At 65.4% G+C, this 15212-nt stretch carries 18 protein-coding genes; 11 read left to right on the forward strand and 7 right to left on the reverse strand.

The genetic code is table 11. The features are described 5' to 3' along the window. The first annotated feature begins 31 nt into the window (after window positions 1-31). Window positions 32-481 carry an SRPBCC family protein gene (locus tag ACZ1A1_RS17680; RefSeq protein WP_463620945.1) on the forward strand — a complete coding sequence of 150 codons (450 nt, stop codon included), beginning with the start codon at window positions 32-34 and terminating at the stop codon, window positions 479-481. On the opposite strand, the gene ACZ1A1_RS17685 is transcribed toward ACZ1A1_RS17680, so the two are convergent. From ACZ1A1_RS17685 to sppA, 3 genes are all read right to left on the reverse strand, one after another. Then, complete coding sequence (locus ACZ1A1_RS17685) at window positions 482-826, reverse strand: DUF1049 domain-containing protein (protein WP_463620946.1); 345 nt, start codon at window positions 824-826, stop codon at window positions 482-484. Window positions 827-921: 95 nt separating this feature from the next. Next, window positions 922-1239 carry an integration host factor subunit beta gene (locus ACZ1A1_RS17690; RefSeq protein ID WP_162911428.1) on the reverse strand — a complete coding sequence of 106 codons (318 nt, stop codon included), beginning with the start codon at window positions 1237-1239 and terminating at the stop codon, window positions 922-924. 9 nt (window positions 1240-1248) lie between these two features. Next, window positions 1249-2199 carry a signal peptide peptidase SppA gene (gene sppA / locus ACZ1A1_RS17695; protein WP_463620947.1) on the reverse strand — a complete coding sequence of 317 codons (951 nt, stop codon included), beginning with the start codon at window positions 2197-2199 and terminating at the stop codon, window positions 1249-1251. A 210-nt stretch (window positions 2200-2409) separates the two neighbouring features. Between sppA and lptC the strand changes: the two genes are divergently transcribed. The 6 genes from lptC to ptsN all read left to right on the forward strand — a co-directional run bounded on the left by lptC (window position 2410) and on the right by ptsN (window position 7525). Further along, a complete protein-coding gene (gene lptC / locus ACZ1A1_RS17700) occupies window positions 2410-3078 on the forward strand; it encodes an LPS export ABC transporter periplasmic protein LptC (RefSeq protein WP_313195588.1) in 669 nt (222 codons plus the stop codon). Between the two features lie 7 nt (window positions 3079-3085). Beyond that, complete coding sequence (locus ACZ1A1_RS17705) at window positions 3086-3649, forward strand: LptA/OstA family protein (protein ID WP_234189057.1); 564 nt, start codon at window positions 3086-3088, stop codon at window positions 3647-3649. A gap of 27 nt (window positions 3650-3676) precedes the next feature. Further along, complete coding sequence (gene lptB / locus ACZ1A1_RS17710) at window positions 3677-4474, forward strand: LPS export ABC transporter ATP-binding protein (RefSeq protein ID WP_409530062.1); 798 nt, start codon at window positions 3677-3679, stop codon at window positions 4472-4474. 149 nt (window positions 4475-4623) lie between these two features. Beyond that, a complete protein-coding gene (rpoN, locus tag ACZ1A1_RS17715) occupies window positions 4624-6165 on the forward strand; it encodes an RNA polymerase factor sigma-54 (protein ID WP_463620948.1) in 1542 nt (513 codons plus the stop codon). Between the two features lie 249 nt (window positions 6166-6414). Beyond that, window positions 6415-6990, forward strand: coding sequence for a ribosome hibernation-promoting factor, HPF/YfiA family (gene hpf / locus ACZ1A1_RS17720; protein ID WP_313195586.1), 576 nt, complete (start codon window positions 6415-6417; stop codon window positions 6988-6990). A 73-nt stretch (window positions 6991-7063) separates the two neighbouring features. After that, window positions 7064-7525: a PTS IIA-like nitrogen regulatory protein PtsN gene (gene ptsN, locus ACZ1A1_RS17725; protein ID WP_119257409.1), complete on the forward strand. Its 462-nt coding sequence runs from the start codon at window positions 7064-7066 to the stop codon at window positions 7523-7525. Between the two features lie 80 nt (window positions 7526-7605). On the opposite strand, the gene ACZ1A1_RS17730 is transcribed toward ptsN, so the two are convergent. The 3 genes from ACZ1A1_RS17730 to hrcA form a co-directional block, all read right to left on the reverse strand. Next, window positions 7606-8352, reverse strand: coding sequence for a sulfite exporter TauE/SafE family protein (locus ACZ1A1_RS17730; protein ID WP_463620949.1), 747 nt, complete (start codon window positions 8350-8352; stop codon window positions 7606-7608). Between the two features lie 208 nt (window positions 8353-8560). Further along, on the reverse strand, window positions 8561-9181 hold the full coding sequence (gene grpE / locus ACZ1A1_RS17735; RefSeq protein ID WP_463620950.1) for a nucleotide exchange factor GrpE: 621 nt from the start codon (window positions 9179-9181) through the stop codon (window positions 8561-8563). A gap of 145 nt (window positions 9182-9326) precedes the next feature. Further along, window positions 9327-10409, reverse strand: a complete 1083-nt coding sequence (gene hrcA, locus ACZ1A1_RS17740; RefSeq protein ID WP_313195583.1) for a heat-inducible transcriptional repressor HrcA — start codon at window positions 10407-10409, stop codon at window positions 9327-9329. 151 nt (window positions 10410-10560) lie between these two features. Between hrcA and rph the strand changes: the two genes are divergently transcribed. From rph to hemW, 4 genes are read left to right on the forward strand one after another with little or no spacing between them, the layout of a single operon-like run. After that, window positions 10561-11277, forward strand: a complete 717-nt coding sequence (rph, locus tag ACZ1A1_RS17745) for a ribonuclease PH (RefSeq protein WP_318910698.1) — start codon at window positions 10561-10563, stop codon at window positions 11275-11277. Between the two features lie 15 nt (window positions 11278-11292). Continuing rightward, window positions 11293-11709, forward strand: a complete 417-nt coding sequence (locus tag ACZ1A1_RS17750; RefSeq protein ID WP_463620951.1) for a VOC family protein — start codon at window positions 11293-11295, stop codon at window positions 11707-11709. A gap of 8 nt (window positions 11710-11717) precedes the next feature. Beyond that, window positions 11718-12362, forward strand: a complete 645-nt coding sequence (gene rdgB, locus ACZ1A1_RS17755; protein ID WP_463620952.1) for an RdgB/HAM1 family non-canonical purine NTP pyrophosphatase — start codon at window positions 11718-11720, stop codon at window positions 12360-12362. Window positions 12363-12368: 6 nt separating this feature from the next. After that, window positions 12369-13562 (forward strand): radical SAM family heme chaperone HemW, encoded by a 1194-nt coding sequence (gene hemW / locus ACZ1A1_RS17760; RefSeq protein WP_463620953.1) that lies wholly within the window; start codon window positions 12369-12371, stop codon window positions 13560-13562. 162 nt (window positions 13563-13724) lie between these two features. Here the strand turns inward: hemW and dnaA are convergent, their stop codons facing one another. After that, entirely contained in the window at window positions 13725-15176 is a 1452-nt protein-coding gene (dnaA, locus tag ACZ1A1_RS17765) for a chromosomal replication initiator protein DnaA (RefSeq protein WP_313195578.1), read from the reverse strand. Window positions 15177-15212 lie beyond the last annotated feature (36 nt).

The following is a 15212-nucleotide window of genomic DNA, read 5'->3' on the forward strand; positions in this document are numbered from 1 at the left end:
TTTGGAACCGTTCCAGGCAGGAGGATCGACCATGGACATGTCCGGCGAAGAACGTATTGCCGCCCCGCGCGAGGCCGTCTGGGCCGCGCTCAACGATCCGGAGATCCTGAAGGCCTGCATTCCGGGCTGTCAGTCGCTGACCCTGAAATCGCCGAACGAGCTGGAGGCGACCGTGAAGATCAAGATCGGCCCGGTCTCGGCGACGTTCAACGGCGAGGTGACGCTCTCCAACCTCAACCCGCCGGAAAGCTACACGATCTCCGGCGAGGGCAAGGGCGGCATCGCGGGCTTCGCGCAGGGCGGCGCGGATGTCCGCCTCATCGAGGACCGCGGCGAGACGATCCTTGCCTATGACGTGAAGGCGCAGATCGGCGGCAAGCTCGCCCAGCTCGGCTCGCGCCTCATCGATTCGACGTCGAGGAAACTGGCGACGCAGTTCTTCTCCGATCTCGGCGCGAAGCTGAACGGCGAAGCCGCCTGATCATTTCCCGGAAACCGGCACGACGGCCTGCGAGGCCAGCGCTTCGGCGCGGCCGCGATGCCTTTCGGCCTCCGTGTGCCACTTGACCGCCTCGCTCGCCTCGATGCGGGCGCGCTTGCGGTGCTTGCCCTGCGTGAACCAGGTGATGAGCGCGCCGAGCATGAGGCCGAGGATCGTCGCGAGGAAGAGATAGACGAAGAAGGGCGCGGTGACGGAGAGCACGCTGTCCTCCGGCCGGAACGGATTGAGCGCCAGCGTCACCGACTGCCGGTTCGCCACCGACAGCACGATCAGCACGATGGCGATCGGAATCAGGATGAGGACGTTGACTATTCTCTTGACCATTGCGTCACCTTTCTTGCGCGCGGCGCCGGCGGGAAGCCCCGCCCTGCCCCTGGCAATCCCCGCAAGGCCGTTTCACGCTGCCCGCCGGAATTGCTTCAATCGTCCTGATCGGCCTGACCGGGATTGAGGCGCTCGCGCAGTTCCTTGCCCGTCTTGAAGAACGGAACCCATTTCTCCTCGACGAAGACCGCGTCGCCCGTGCGCGGGTTGCGGCCCGAGCGCGAGGGGCGGTTCTTGACGGAGAAGGCGCCGAAGCCGCGCAGCTCCACCCGGTTGCCCCCGGCCAGCGCATCCGTGATCTCGTCCAGCACCGCGTTGACGATGTTCTCGACATCGCGGTGATAGAGATGGGGATTACGGGCTGCGACGATCTGGACCAGTTCCGACTTGATCACGGTATCCCCCTTAAAAATTCTTGTTTTTCAATCGCGATCAACCTGCCAAACCGAAACAAGACCGTCAAGAAACAACTTTTCGCCGGCCAGCTTTTCGATCGTCGGTTGAAGGTCGAGCGACAGGCCGAGCACCGAGCGGGCCAATTCCCGGATGCTGCCGCCGATGAAGGGAATGCCCGACCGGTTCGTCGGCTCGTAGTCGACGAAGGGCAGGTCCTTGGCCACCTTGCGGGTGTCGAGATAGGCGCGGATCGCCTCCGGCCCGCCGAGCGTGTCGACCAGTTTGGCGGCGAGTGCCTGCCGGCCGGTGAAGATGCTGCCGTCGGCAAGGCGCAGCACATCGGTGCGCGGCAGCTTGCGGCGCTCGGCGACGAGGTCGACGAACCAGTCGTAGCTGTCCATCACCATGGCGCGGATCATCGCCTTGGCGTCCTCGCTCGCCGGATGGAAGGGCGAGGGCTCGGCCTTCAGCGGCGCGGACTTGATCTCCTCCAGCGAGACGCCGATCTTGTCCATCAGCTCCTTCATCTGCGGATACTGGAAGAGCACGCCGATGGAGCCGGTGATCGAGCTTTCGCCGGCGACGATCGTATCGCCCGCCGTCGCGACCATGTAGCCGGCGGAGGCGGCGAGCGTGCGCACGTCCGAGACGACCGGCTTCTTTTCCGCCACCTTGCGCAGCGCCTTGAAGATCACCTCGCCGCCATAGGTCGTGCCGCCGGGCGAGGAGATCGTCACGACGAGCGCCTTGGCCCGGTCGTTCTTCGCGATGCGGTCGAGACGCTCCAGGAGATCCTTGTCGTCCTGGATGATGCCGGAGATGCCGATGCGGGCGATATGGTCGCCCGAACCGATGTCGGGCGCGCGCCAGGCGACGGCGGCCCAGATCGCCGCGAGCGCGATCAGCACGGCCGCGACGCGCCAGAAGGTGAGCTTGCGGCGCAGTTGCCGGCGGTCGGCGATGGCGGATTGTTCCATGTCCTGTCCTCGGTGCTGATGGCCGCCTCGCATCAAGGTGGCTTGCAGAAGGCCCTATCGATATGGCATTCCCCGCTCAAATGGCAATTCGTCGCCGAACTTTCTTGGACATCCATTGTTTGTTCAGGAATAATCGCCATATGGGGCCCGTTATAGTTGCGGCCCCTCATGCGCGGCGAGGGCCGGAACCGGACCATTCAAGCAGGCACTATGCTGAACAGCGTGACAGAAGCACCGACCGGTGCACAGGGCATGGGCATTTCCGCCGAGGCTTATCGCCTGGCGACGCGCCATTCCGCGCGCGTGCGGATCCTCAAGATCGCCCTGCCGGTCGCAGCCCTGATCATCGCCGCGATCTTCGCCGTCGTCTCCATCGTGCGCACCTACCTGCCCTCCGACCTCCATGTGGAGAGCGCCACCATCGAGGACGGCAAGATCGTGATGCGCTATCCGGCGATCGCCGGCCGCAACAAGGACGGCATCAGCTATTCGATGAAGGCCGAGCGGGCTCTGCAGGACATGAAGACGCCCGACGTCATCACGCTCGAGAACATCACGGCGAAGATGCCGGTCAACGACACGACCACCGCGGAAGTAAAGGCCGAGACCGGCGTCTACGACCGCGGCAAGAACCAGCTCGACATGACCCGGCCCTTCACCATCAACCTCAATACCGGCCTTGCCGCCGACTTCCGTTCGGCCCATCTCGACATCAACGGCGGGACGATGGAGACGAAGGACCCCGTTTCCATCCGCTCGCCCGGCGCATCCATTGTTGCGCAGTCGCTGCGAATGACGGATAAAGGCCGTGTCGTCGTCTTCGAGGGCAAGGTCGTCGTCGATGTCGACCCTGCCGCCATCCGCAACCGGGAAAAGTAACAGCGCCATGTTCGCCACCCTCTCCGCCCCCGCCCGGGCCGCCAGCCTTTTCGTTCTTGCCGCGGGCTTCGCACTGGCCGCGGGCCATGCCGGCGCCCAGCAGACGGCGAGCAAGATGAAGGGCGTGCAGCTCTCGAACGACCAGCCGATCCAGATCGAGAGCGACGCGCTGGAGATTCGCGACCAGGAGAACAAGGCCGAATTCACCGGCAATGTGAAGGTCGTGCAGGGCACGACGACATTGCAGGCAGGCCGCATGGTCGTCCACTACAAGTCGGGCGGCAAGGGCTCCGTCGCCAGCGGCAATGCCGACATCGAGAAGATCGACGTCTTCGACAAGGTCTACCTGAAGTCGCAGACGCAGGAGGCGACCGCCGATACCGGCACGTTCAACCTCGACAACGAGACGCTGGTCCTCAAGGGCAAGAAGGTGGTGCTGTCGGAAGGCGAGAACGTCTTCGTCGGTTGTCAGCTCTCCGTCACCATGCGCACCGGCGAAGCGAAGCTGGATGCCTGCGGCGGCCGCGTCATGATCCAGCTCGACCCCAAATCCCGCCAGAAAACGAACTGATATAGCGCTTCTCCCGTGTCATCTTCCCTGCTCACCCGCCTGACGCGCCACCCGAAGAAGGGTGCGCAGGAACCCCACCGCAGCGCCGACCTGTCGCGCTACGAAGGGACCCTCATTGCCCGGGGGCTGACGAAGACCTATCGCGACCGGCGCGTCGTCAACGGCGTGTCGCTCGTCGTCAGGCGCGGCGAGGCCGTGGGCCTGCTCGGCCCGAACGGCGCCGGCAAGACGACCTGTTTCTACATGATCACCGGCCTCGTGCCCGTCGACGAGGGCTCGATCGAGATCAACGGCCACGACGTCACCACCATGCCGATGTACCGCCGGGCGCGCCTCGGCGTCGGCTACCTGCCGCAGGAAGCCTCGATCTTCCGCGGCCTGACGGTGGAGGAGAACATCCGCGCCGTGCTGGAAGTGCACGACAAGGACAAGGCGCGGCGGGAGGAAAAGCTCGACAGCCTGCTCGCCGAGTTCTCGATTTCGCATCTTCGCAAGTCGCCCGCCGTCGCCCTTTCGGGCGGCGAGCGCCGGCGCCTCGAAATCGCCCGCGCGCTTGCCACCGACCCGACCTTCATGCTGCTCGACGAGCCCTTCGCGGGCGTCGACCCGATCTCGGTCGCCGATATCCAGGCGCTGGTGCGCCACCTCACCTCGCGCGGCATCGGCGTCCTGATCACCGACCACAACGTGCGCGAGACGCTCGGCCTCATCGACCGCGCCTATATCATCCATGCCGGCGAGGTGCTGACCCACGGCCGGGCGAACGACATCGTCAGCAATGCCGACGTGCGCCGCCTCTATCTCGGCGACAATTTCAGCCTCTGAGGGCAGAACGCGCCCGATTGCCGCGATCTTCACCAAGTTCGCGCCTGCCGCTTGACCAAATGCTTTTAAAAAGCAATTTTTGGGCCAGTTGGTTTCTGCCGCCCCGATCCTGTGGCTTCGGGCGGATTTTCGGAGAGTAGAGCGTCCGCATGGCCCTCGCCGCCAGCCTTTTCCTGCGCCAAAACCAGTCGCTGGTCATGACGCCGCAGCTCATGCAGTCGATACAGCTGCTGCAGATGACGCATGGCGAGCTGACGCAGTTCATCGAGCAGGAAGTCGAGAAGAACCCGCTCCTCGAAATCGCCGCGAATGACGACGGTGCGCGCGACGAGCGTTTTTCCGCCGAGGCCGAGCAATCCCCCACCGAGCGCGGCGAGGACGGCGGACAGGCGGACCTCTACGACACCGCCACCAGCGGCACCGCCGGCAGCGCGCCCGAGACGCTCGACGGCGGGCTCGACAATGTCTTTCCCGACGATGCCGGCCCCCGGGCGGCGGACGCGCCGGAGCTGATCGGCCAGTGGAAGTCCATGCCGGGCGGCGGCGGGGACGGCGAGGGCTACGACCTCGACGACTTCGTGGCGAGCCGCAAGACGCTGCGCGACGTCCTGAACGAGCAGATCCCCTTCGCCCTTGCCGGTCCCGTCGACCGGCTGATCGCCCAGCATCTCGTCGACCAGCTCGACGAGGCCGGCTATCTCCAGGGCAGCACGGCGGAGACCGCCGCGAAGCTCGGCAAGCCCGCCGCGGAGATCGAGCGCGTGCTCGCCCGCCTGCAGGAGCTCGATCCGCCGGGGGTCTTCGCCCGCTCGCTCAGCGAATGCCTTGCGATCCAGCTGAGGGCCAGGGACCGGCTCGACCCGGCCATGGCGGCGCTGGTCGACAATCTGGAACTGCTCGCCCGGCGCGACTTCGCGACGCTGAAGAAGCTCTGCGGCGTGGGCGAAGAGGACCTCCTCGACATGCTGGCGGAAATCCGCAAGCTCGACCCGAAGCCCGGCACGCGCTACGAGACCAGCGCCTCGGAGGCCGTGGTGCCGGACATCGTCGTGCGCACCGCATCCGACGGAAGCTGGCATGTCGAACTCAATGCCGACACGCTGCCCCGCGTGCTGGTCAACCGCGACTACTATACCGCCGTTTCCAGCCGCACGAGCCGCGACAGCGCGGACTACGGCTTCCTCAACGAATGCCTCCAGACGGCCAACTGGCTGACGCGCAGCCTCGACCAGCGCGCCCGCACCATCCTGAAGGTGGCGAGCGAGATCGTGCGCCAGCAGGATGCCTTCCTCGTCAACGGGGTCGACCACCTGCGCCCGCTGAACCTCAAGACGATCGCCGAGGCGATCAGGATGCATGAATCGACGGTGAGCCGCGTCACCTCGAACAAATACATGCTGACGCCGCGCGGCCTGTTCGAGCTGAAATATTTCTTCACCGTCTCGATCGGCTCGGCCGAGGGCGGCGATTCCCATTCGGCCGAGAGCGTGCGCCACCGCATCCGCAGCATGATCGCGCAGGAAGCCCCCGAGGCGGTGCTCTCCGACGACGACATCGTCGATGCCCTCCGCAAGGGCGGCGTGGAGCTTGCCCGCCGCACGGTGGCGAAGTACCGCGAGGCGATGAACATCCCCTCCTCCGTGCAGCGCCGACGCGAAAAACGGGCGCTCGCAAAGGCCTCTGCCACTTGAAACAAAGCCCGGGACAGCCGCGTTTCCGCCTGTGAGAAGTTAACGATGGCTGAATCGGCCGATTGACTTCGCGGGCTGGAAGGGCTAATGCGCGCCCCACTTCCGAAGGGAAGGCAGGCCGGACTTCCAGACTATCCCCGCTTTTCTCGAGCGTGCGATGCAGCAAACAGCGCGTGCGTGAAACGCTTGGAACGCAGATGAGGTTGGAATAGACTGGTGTACGCAAATCATGAAAGAGAGGTACCCTCCATGAGTGTGCGTGTGTCCGGTAAACATATGGAAATCGGCGACAGCTTCCGCCAGCGTATTGAAGAGCAGGTGGGAGAAGCCGTTACCAAATATTTTGACGGAGGATATTCGAGCCAGGTCACCGTGGAAAAGGCGGGATCGCGCTACAGTGCGGACTGCAAGCTTCACCTGGATACGGGTACGGCGTTGCAGGCCAATGGCGAGGCCAACGATCCCCTGGCAGCCTTCCAGGCAGCCTCGGAGCGGATCGAAAAGCGCCTGCGCCGGTACAAGCGCAAACTCAAGGCACACCACAATGGCAACGGTCATGATGCCTATGCAGAGGTGGCCTACACGGTGATGGATTCGGTCCCCGACGAAGACGAAGAGCTTCCCGAGGACTACGCGCCGACCATCGTCGCGGAAAGCACGAAGAAACTCAGGACCATGTCCGTCGCGGGCGCCGTCATGGCGCTCGACATGACGGACGAGCCGGTTCTTCTCTTCCGCAGCGCCGGGTCGGAGCAGCTCAATATCGTCTACCGACGCAACGACGGAAATATTGGCTGGATCGATGCAGCCAATATCAAAGGCTGAGTGACGGGAGCGTGGTGCCGGGACGGGCACCACGCTTCTTCAAACCCTTCACCCAGCGCACGAGGACAAGAGCATGGCATTGGCAGGTCTACTGCAGCAGAGTGCGATTATTCCGGCGATGAAGGCCAATTCCAAGAAGCAGCTGCTTCAGGAGCTGGCAGCAAAAGCGGCAAAGATTACCGGGATTCCGGAACGCGAGATCTTCGACGTCATCCTTCAGCGTGAGCGCCTCGGTTCGACCGGCGTCGGCAATGGCATCGCCATTCCACACGGCAAGCTGAAGGAGCTTTCGCAGATCACCGGCCTCTTCGCGAGGCTCGAAACCCCCGTGGACTTCGAGGCACTGGACGACCAGCCGGTGGACCTCGTCTTCCTGCTGCTCGCGCCGGAAGGCGCCGGCGCGGACCACCTGAAGGCCCTTTCGCGCATTGCCCGCGTGCTGCGTGACCCGGCCATGGTCGCCAAGCTGCGCGCCTCCGACAGCGAGAGCGCCATCTATGCCTGCCTCAGCGAGGAGCAGGCATCCGCGGCCTGAGGCTGCGCAATACCCTATTCGATTGCCTGTGAAGCCGCCGCGGACATCACGTCCTGCGGCGGTTTTCATTCGTGCGGGCTTTACGCGAGAAGCTGCGGCAGGGTGGCGGCGAGCATCGCCGCGCCCGAGGCCGTGAGCAGGCCGAGCACGATGCGGCGGAAGGCCGCCTCGCTGATGCCGATATAGAGCCGGCTACCGAGCAGTGTCGGCAAGAGCATGGCCGGGGCGACGACGGCGAACATCGGCAGCATCTCCGTCTTGACGGCGCCGGTGGCGAAATAGGTCGCCATGGTGACGGCGAGCGTTGCGAGATTGAAATTCTGGATGACCGTGCGCTGGGTATCCTTCTCCATCTGCCGCAGGGTGCACCAGAGCGTCGGCACCGGGCCGGAGAAACCGCCGAGGCCCGCCATGATGCCGCCGACAAGGCCCGCGGCGCCATCCGCGAGGCGCCCGCCGAACCGCACCGGCGGCAGGGCGCGGGAAAACAGCATGATCGGGCACCAGACGACCAGCAGCAAGCCCAGCATAATCTTGAAGAGCCGCGCGTCCAGCAGCGGCAGGATCGCCGTGCCGATCGGAATCCCGGCGAGGCCGCCGAGCAGGAAGGGCATGAGGACCGGCAGGCTGAAGCCGCGCCGCACCGAGACGGCGCCGACCACCTGTCCCGTCAGCGCGCCGAAGACGACGAGCACCGCGGCAAGCTGCGGCTCCACCGTCCAGGCCCAGAAGGACATGGCGACCAGCCCGAAGGCGAAACCGGAAAGGCCCTGCACGAAACCCGCGACGATTGCGCCGAGCGCAATGATCCACACAGTCTCAGGCAAGGGATATCCTTTCGGGACAGGAACTCGCGGGAGAGAATGCCGCAAGGGAAAGCGCCGGGCAAACACCCGTACTATCTTCCATCATGGTCGGGCTCGACTCGACCATGCATGCACAAGCGCGTCGCGGACGTGAATGGAAGACGCCTGCCGACGATCGAACGCCCGCACCGTTGCGGATGCGGGCGCCGGAACGTGTCGGGAAGACCGGTCAGGCCTGCGCGGTGCTCGTCTCGCCGGCGGGGGCCTTCGGGCCGCCCTTGGAGACGCCGACCATGGCGGGGCGCAGGACGCGCTCGCCGATGACGTAACCGTCCTGCACGACCTGGACGACCGTGTTGCTGGCGACGTCGGGGTTCGGCACCTCGAACATGGCCTGGTGGAAATGCGGGTCGAACTTCTCGCCGATCGGATCGAGCTTGCGCACGCCATGGCGCTCCAGCGCCGACAGCATGGAACGCTCGGTCATCTCGACGCCGTCCGCCAGCGCCTTGAGGCCGGCATCGTCGCCCGCGAGGGCTTCGGACGGGATGGCGTCGAGCGCGCGGCGCAGGTTGTCGGACACGGCCAGCATGTCGCGCGCAAAGCCCGCGACGGAATAGGACTTGGCGTCCTTCACGTCGCGCTCGGTGCGGCGGCGCAGGTTGTCCATCTCGGCGGCGAGGCGCAGGTACTTGTCGCGAAGGTCGGCGTTCTCCGCCTTCAGAACCTCGACCGGATCGGGTTCGGCCGGGACTTCCGCCTCGACGGCGGCGTCAGCCGCGGATGCCTCAGCGGCAAGGTTGCTGTCCACCGCTTCGTCAGGTCCGTGTTTCTTGGTCTCGTCGGTCATGACGTACTCCGAATTGCATTGCTAAGGGGTTGCGCCCGATATCGAGCTTCGGGCCTGAAAAATCAAGGGCTGGCGGCCGGAAAGCCGGCGTATCGGATGGCATGCCGTTCTCGCGGGGCCGCTGCACGCCTTCACGCGGCATGCTTCAGCGCGAAAGCCGCGACATCAGTTGCGCCGTATAGTCCACCATCGGCACGATGCGGGAATAGTTGAGCCGCGTCGGCCCGATGACGCCGACCGCGCCGACGATCTTGTCGTCGCCGTCCCTGTAGGGCGCGACGATGAGCGAGGAGCCGGAGAGCGAGAAGAGCTTGTTCTCCGAGCCGATGAAGATGCGCACGCCCGGTCCTGTCTCGGCGAGGTTCAGGAGCTCGATCAGGCTGTCCTTGCGCTCCAGGTCGTCGAAGAGCATGCGCAGGCGGTCGATATCGTCGGCCCCGGCAAGGCCTTCGAGAAGGTTCGCGCGGCCGCGCACGATGAGGCGCGTGGGCTTGGCCTCATCGAAACCGCCGGACCAGACGGCAAGGCCGCGTTCCACGAGGTCCTGCGACAGCTTGTCCAGCTCGCTGCTGATCTCGCCGCGCAGGCGCTCCAGCTGCGAGCGCGCCTCCAGCAGCGTGTTGCCGGAAAGATGCGCGTTGAGGAAGTTCGCAGCCTCCGTGAGCTGCGAGCTGGTGACACCCGCCGGCAGTTCGATGATGCGGTTCTCCACCTGGTCGTGATCGCCCACCAGCACGACCAGCGCCTTGGTCGGCTCCAGCCGGATGAACTCGACATGCTTCAGCACGGCGTCGTTCTTGGTGGTGATGACGAGGCCGGCGCCGCGCGACATGCCGGACAGCGCCTGGCTCGCCTCGTTCATCATGGTCTCGACGGCCGAGTGCTTCTGCCCATGCGGGCGCACGTGGCGCTCGATGGAGGCGCGGTCCTCGGCGGAGATATTGCCGACCTGCATGAAGGCGTCGACGAAGAAGCGCAGGCCCAGCTGCGTCGGCAGGCGGCCGGCGCTGATATGCGGCGAATAGATGAGGCCGAGCTCCTCCAGGTCGCTCATCACGTTGCGCACGGAGGCGGGCGAGAGCGACATGGGCAGGATGCGCGACAGGTTGCGCGAGCCGAGCGGCTCGCCGCTTTCCAGATAGGTCTCGACGATGCGGCGGAAGATCTCGCCCGAACGCTCGTCGAGCGCCGCCTGAATGTCAGGTCCCGGAGGATTCTTCAAAACCATCTTCGAACTGCAACCCTGTTGTCCGCCCGGAATATAGTGATTTCACCGGCCGGCGCAAAACGGATTTTCCCCCACCTTGCCCCTCCGCCATTCCCTCGCCCGGCGAAACGGTCTAAAGCAGCCTCAAACACATCTCAGACAGGAGTTCGCGATGCGGCCGTCCGGCAGAAAAACCGATCAGATGCGCAAGGTTTCCTTCGAGCGCAACGTTTCCAAGCATGCCGAGGGCTCCTGTCTCGTCAAGTTCGGCGACACGCATGTGCTGGTGACGGCAAGCCTGGAAGACAAGACGCCGCCGTGGCTGCGCAACAGCGGCAAGGGCTGGGTGACGGCCGAATATGGCATGCTGCCGCGCGCCACCGGCGACCGCATGAAGCGCGAGGCCGCCGCAGGCAAGCAGGGCGGGCGCACGCAGGAGATCCAGCGCCTCATCGGCCGGTCGCTGCGCGCCATCGTCGACCTCGAAGCGCTCGGCGAGCGCCAGATCACCGTCGACTGCGACGTCATCCAGGCCGACGGCGGCACGCGCACGGCCTCCATCACCGGCGCGTGGATCGCCCTCCACGACTGCCTGAAATGGATGGAAGCACGCAGCATGATCAAGGTCGAGAAGGTCCTGAAGGATCACGTCGCCGCCATTTCTTGCGGCATCTTCGCCGCCCAGTCGGTGATCGACCTCGATTATCTCGAAGATTCCGCCGCCGAGACGGACGCCAACTTCGTCATGACCGGCTCGGGCGGCATCGTCGAAATCCAGGGCACCGCGGAAGGCAAGCCGTTCACGGAGGAGGAATTCTCCAGCCTGATGGCGCTCGCCCGGGGCGGCATCGCCGACCTCGTCGCCCTGCAGAAGCAGGCCATCGCCTGAGAAGGGCACAAGACCATGACCGCCGCGATCGAAGGCATTCTCGAAACCGCGCTCTATGCGGACGACCTCGACGCGGCAGAAGCCTTCTATGGCGGCCTTCTGGGGCTGGAGAAGATCACGCGGCAGGGCAACCGCCACGTCTTCTTCCGTTGCGGTCCCGGCGTCCTCCTGATCTTCAATGCGAAGGAGACCGCCGTTCCCCCGCCGCCGCAGGCCTTTCCCGTGCCGGTGCACGGCGCTGCCGGCCCCGGCCATGCCTGTTTCCGCGTTGCCGGTCCCGCGCTTGATTTCTGGGTGAAAAAGCTGGAAGAAGCCGGAATCGCCATCGAAGCGGATTTTCGCTGGCCGAACGGCGCCCGCTCCATCTATTTCCGCGACCCCGCCGGCAACAGCCTCGAATGCGCCGAGCCGGCTCTGTGGAACATCGCTTAGGACCCCTTATGCGCAAGCTCGATACCAAGACGATCGTCGTCGCCAGCCACAATGCCGGGAAGATCCGCGAGATCGAGGACCTGATCGGTCCCTTCGGCTTTTCCGCCAAGTCCGCCGCCGAACTGAAATTCGAGGAGCCGGACGAGACCGGCACCACCTTCGAGGAAAACGCCACGATCAAGGCACTCGCCTCCGCGAAAGCCTCGGGCCTTCCGGCGCTTTCGGACGATTCCGGCCTCGTCATCGATGCGCTGGACGGCGCGCCGGGCGTCTACACCGCCAACTGGGCGGAAAAGGAAGACGGCACGCGCGATTTCGCCATGGCCATGGAGAAGGTCGAAAAGGCGCTGGCCGAAAAGGGCGCGACGGACGTAAAGGACCGCACCGCGCGCTTCGTCTCCGTGCTCTGCCTTGCCTGGCCTGACGGCCATACGGAACTCTTCCGCGGCGAGGTGGAAGGCCATGTGGTCTGGCCGCCGCGCGGCGACAAGGGCTTCGGCTACGATCCCGTCTTCCAGCCGGAGGGCTTTGACACGACCTTCGGCGAGATGAGCGCGGAAGAAAAGCACGGCTGGAAGCCGGGCGACGCGAGCGCGCTGTCGCATCGCGCCCGCGCCTTCAAGGTCTTCGTCGAAACCTGCCTGAAGGCGTAAGGCATCATGACGGCGGTGCCCTTCGATATCCGGCCGAGCATGGGAGCGGACCTTGCCGATCCCGGCTTCGGCATCTATGTGCACTGGCCGTTCTGTGCCGCCAAATGCCCCTATTGCGACTTCAACAGCCATGTGCGCCACCAGCCGGTCGACCAGCCGCGCTTCGTGCAAGCCTTCCTGAAGGAAATGGCGACGATGCGCCGGCTGACCGGCTCGCGCTCCATCACCAGCATCTTCATGGGTGGCGGCACGCCCTCGCTGATGGCGCCGGAGACGGTGGACGCCATCCTCAACGGCATTGCCCGCCACTGGCATGTGCCGGACGGCATCGAGATCACCATGGAGGCGAACCCTTCCAGCGTGGAGGCCGAGCGCTTCCGTGGCTACCGCGCCGCAGGCGTCAACCGCGTCTCGCTCGGCGTGCAGGCGCTGAACGACCGGGACCTGAAATTCCTCGGCCGGCTGCATGACGTCGCCGACGCGCTGAAGGCGATCCGCCTTGCGCGCGACATCTTTCCGCGCATGTCCTTCGACCTCATCTATGCGCGCCCGAACCAGACGGTGGAGGAATGGGATCGCGAATTGAAGGAGGCCGTGTCCTACGCGGTCGACCATCTCTCGCTCTACCAGCTCACCATCGAGGAAGGCACGCCCTTCTACGGTCTGCACAAGGCCGGCAAGCTGGTCGTGCCGGACGGCGAGCACTCCGCCGTGCTCTACGAGGCGACGCAGGAGATCACCGAGCGCGAGGGCATGCCGGCCTACGAGGTCTCCAACCATGCGCGTCCCGGCTCGGAAAGCCGCCACAACCTCACCTACTGGCGCTATGGCGACTATGTCGGCATCGGCCCCGGCGCCCATGGCCGCCTGACGACGGGCGGCGCGAAGATCGCCACCGCGACGGAGCGGAGGCCCGAGGGCTGGCTGGAGCTCGTGGAAGCCGAAGGCCACGGCATGGTCGACCAGGAAGTGCTGGAATACGAGGCACAGGCGGACGAATTGCTGCTGATGGGCCTGCGGCTCAGGGAGGGCGTCGACCTTGCCCGCTGGCAGACCCTTTCCGGCCGCGGCCTCGACCCGGACCGCGAACAGTTCCTCATCGACCATGGCTTCATCGAGCGGCTCGGCAATTCGCGCCTGCGCTGCACGCCGGCCGGGATGCTGATCCTCGACGCCGTCGTCGCGGACCTCGCCTGCTAAGGCCGGCACGCTCTCCCATATCCGTCTTGAACTCCGGCCATCGGCTCGACCCGAGGGTCTCTGCACGCTCACACGCAACCATGATGCAGAGGGCTTTAGATCCCGCGTCAAAGAAAAGGGGCCTTTCGGCCCCTTTTTAAGCATAGCCCAGTCTGACCCGTACTATTCGTTGATCAGGCGCTTCAGAAGCTCGATCTCGTGGCTGAGCTTGGTGTCGCCTGAGATCAGTTCCTCGATCTTGCGCACGGCATGCAGCACGGTCGTGTGGTCGCGTCCGCCGAAGCGGCGGCCGATCTCCGGGAAGGAGCGCGGCGTCAGGGTCTTCGACAGATACATGGCGATCTGGCGCGGCTTGACGATGACCCGCGTGCGGCGGTTCGAGACCAGCTCCTGGCGCGAGACATTGTAGTGCTTGGCGACGACGCGCTGGATGTCCTCGATGCGCACGCGGCGCGGCTCGCCGGCGGCGACCAGATGGCCGAGCAGCTCGTCGACGCGCTCGATCGTCAGGTTCGGCTCGAAGGAGCGGCGGAAGAGCAGCTGGTTGAAGGCGCCTTCCAGCTCGCGGCCGCTGGCCGTGATGTTGCGCGCGACATGGCTGAGGATCTCGACCGGGATGTCGAGCGACTGGTCTTCCTGCTGCGCGGCGGCAAGGCGGCGCTTGAGGATCTCAAGGCGCATCTCGTAGTCCGGCGCTTCCATCTCGATGGCGACGCCGCCCTGCAGGCGCGAGCGCACGCGCGGATCGAGCGATTCCAGCTCCCACGGCGCGCGGTCGGCAGCGACCACGACCTGCTTGGCCGAATCGAGCAGCATGTTGAGCAGGTGGCAGAACTCGTTCTGGATCGAGTTGCCCTGCAGGAACTGCATGTCGTCGATGATCAGGAGATCGATGTTGCGCAGCGTCTCCTTGAGGGAGAGCGCATCGTTGTCGCGGATCGCGGTCGCGAAGCGCCACATGAAGTATTCGGCCGTCAGATAGACGACGCGCGGGTTGCGGGCGCTGGAGAGCGCGCCGAGCGCGATCGCCTGGAGAAGGTGCGTCTTGCCGAGGCCGACGCTGGAATGGACGAAGAGCGGGTTGAAGCGCACGGCGCCGGCACCGGCTTCCGCGATGGTGCGGGCGGCGGCAAGGGCGACGCGGTTCGAGGTGCCCTCGACGAAGGCGTCGAACGTGTAGCGCTGGTCGAGCGGCGAGCCGAAGAGCGGGCCGGAATGCTGGGCGCGCGGCTGGGCCGTGGCGGTGACGGAAGCGGCGACGCTTGCCACCGACTGCGGGCTGCCCGCCGAACGGCGCGGCTGGGCCTGCGGGGCGGGTTCCGCAACGGCAACGGCCTCATCGACAACGCCGATGCGCGCGCCGCGGGTCGCGGTCCGCACCAGGATCTCCACCTTGAGGATTTCCGCGTCTTCCTGCTGGAAGAGGCTGGTGATCAGGTCGAGATAACGATTGTTGATCCAGGATTTGAGGAACGTCGTCGGCACCGACAGACGCACCACGCTCTTGGATACGGAATGGATTTTCAGGCGTCCGAACCAGCTTGCGAAAACGTCCGGCCCAACCTGCGCCTTCAGGCGCGCACTGACCCGTTCGAAAAGCGCATCATGCTTCATGTCGGATGCAACCCCCGCCGCCTCTTGTGCCCCTTC

The organism is Shinella sp. R2-11, assembly GCF_055330205.1.

What these genes read in the sequence shown, in the direction of transcription:
- ACZ1A1_RS17680 (WP_463620945.1), top strand. Translation starts at nt 32, where the DNA reads ATGGACATGTCCGGCGAAGAACGTATTGCCGCCCCGCGCGAGGCCGTC.
- ACZ1A1_RS17685 (WP_463620946.1), bottom strand. Translation starts at nt 826, where the DNA reads ATGGTCAAGAGAATAGTCAACGTCCTCATCCTGATTCCGATCGCCATC.
- sppA (WP_463620947.1), bottom strand. Translation starts at nt 2,199, where the DNA reads ATGGAACAATCCGCCATCGCCGACCGCCGGCAACTGCGCCGCAAGCTC.
- lptC (WP_313195588.1), top strand. Translation starts at nt 2,410, where the DNA reads ATGCTGAACAGCGTGACAGAAGCACCGACCGGTGCACAGGGCATGGGC.
- ACZ1A1_RS17705 (WP_234189057.1), top strand. Translation starts at nt 3,086, where the DNA reads ATGTTCGCCACCCTCTCCGCCCCCGCCCGGGCCGCCAGCCTTTTCGTT.
- rpoN (WP_463620948.1), top strand. Translation starts at nt 4,624, where the DNA reads ATGGCCCTCGCCGCCAGCCTTTTCCTGCGCCAAAACCAGTCGCTGGTC.
- hpf (WP_313195586.1), top strand. Translation starts at nt 6,415, where the DNA reads ATGAGTGTGCGTGTGTCCGGTAAACATATGGAAATCGGCGACAGCTTC.
- ptsN (WP_119257409.1), top strand. Translation starts at nt 7,064, where the DNA reads ATGGCATTGGCAGGTCTACTGCAGCAGAGTGCGATTATTCCGGCGATG.
- grpE (WP_463620950.1), bottom strand. Translation starts at nt 9,181, where the DNA reads ATGACCGACGAGACCAAGAAACACGGACCTGACGAAGCGGTGGACAGC.
- hrcA (WP_313195583.1), bottom strand. Translation starts at nt 10,409, where the DNA reads ATGGTTTTGAAGAATCCTCCGGGACCTGACATTCAGGCGGCGCTCGAC.
- rph (WP_318910698.1), top strand. Translation starts at nt 10,561, where the DNA reads ATGCGGCCGTCCGGCAGAAAAACCGATCAGATGCGCAAGGTTTCCTTC.
- ACZ1A1_RS17750 (WP_463620951.1), top strand. Translation starts at nt 11,293, where the DNA reads ATGACCGCCGCGATCGAAGGCATTCTCGAAACCGCGCTCTATGCGGAC.
- rdgB (WP_463620952.1), top strand. Translation starts at nt 11,718, where the DNA reads ATGCGCAAGCTCGATACCAAGACGATCGTCGTCGCCAGCCACAATGCC.
- hemW (WP_463620953.1), top strand. Translation starts at nt 12,369, where the DNA reads ATGACGGCGGTGCCCTTCGATATCCGGCCGAGCATGGGAGCGGACCTT.
- dnaA (WP_313195578.1), bottom strand. Translation starts at nt 15,176, where the DNA reads ATGAAGCATGATGCGCTTTTCGAACGGGTCAGTGCGCGCCTGAAGGCG.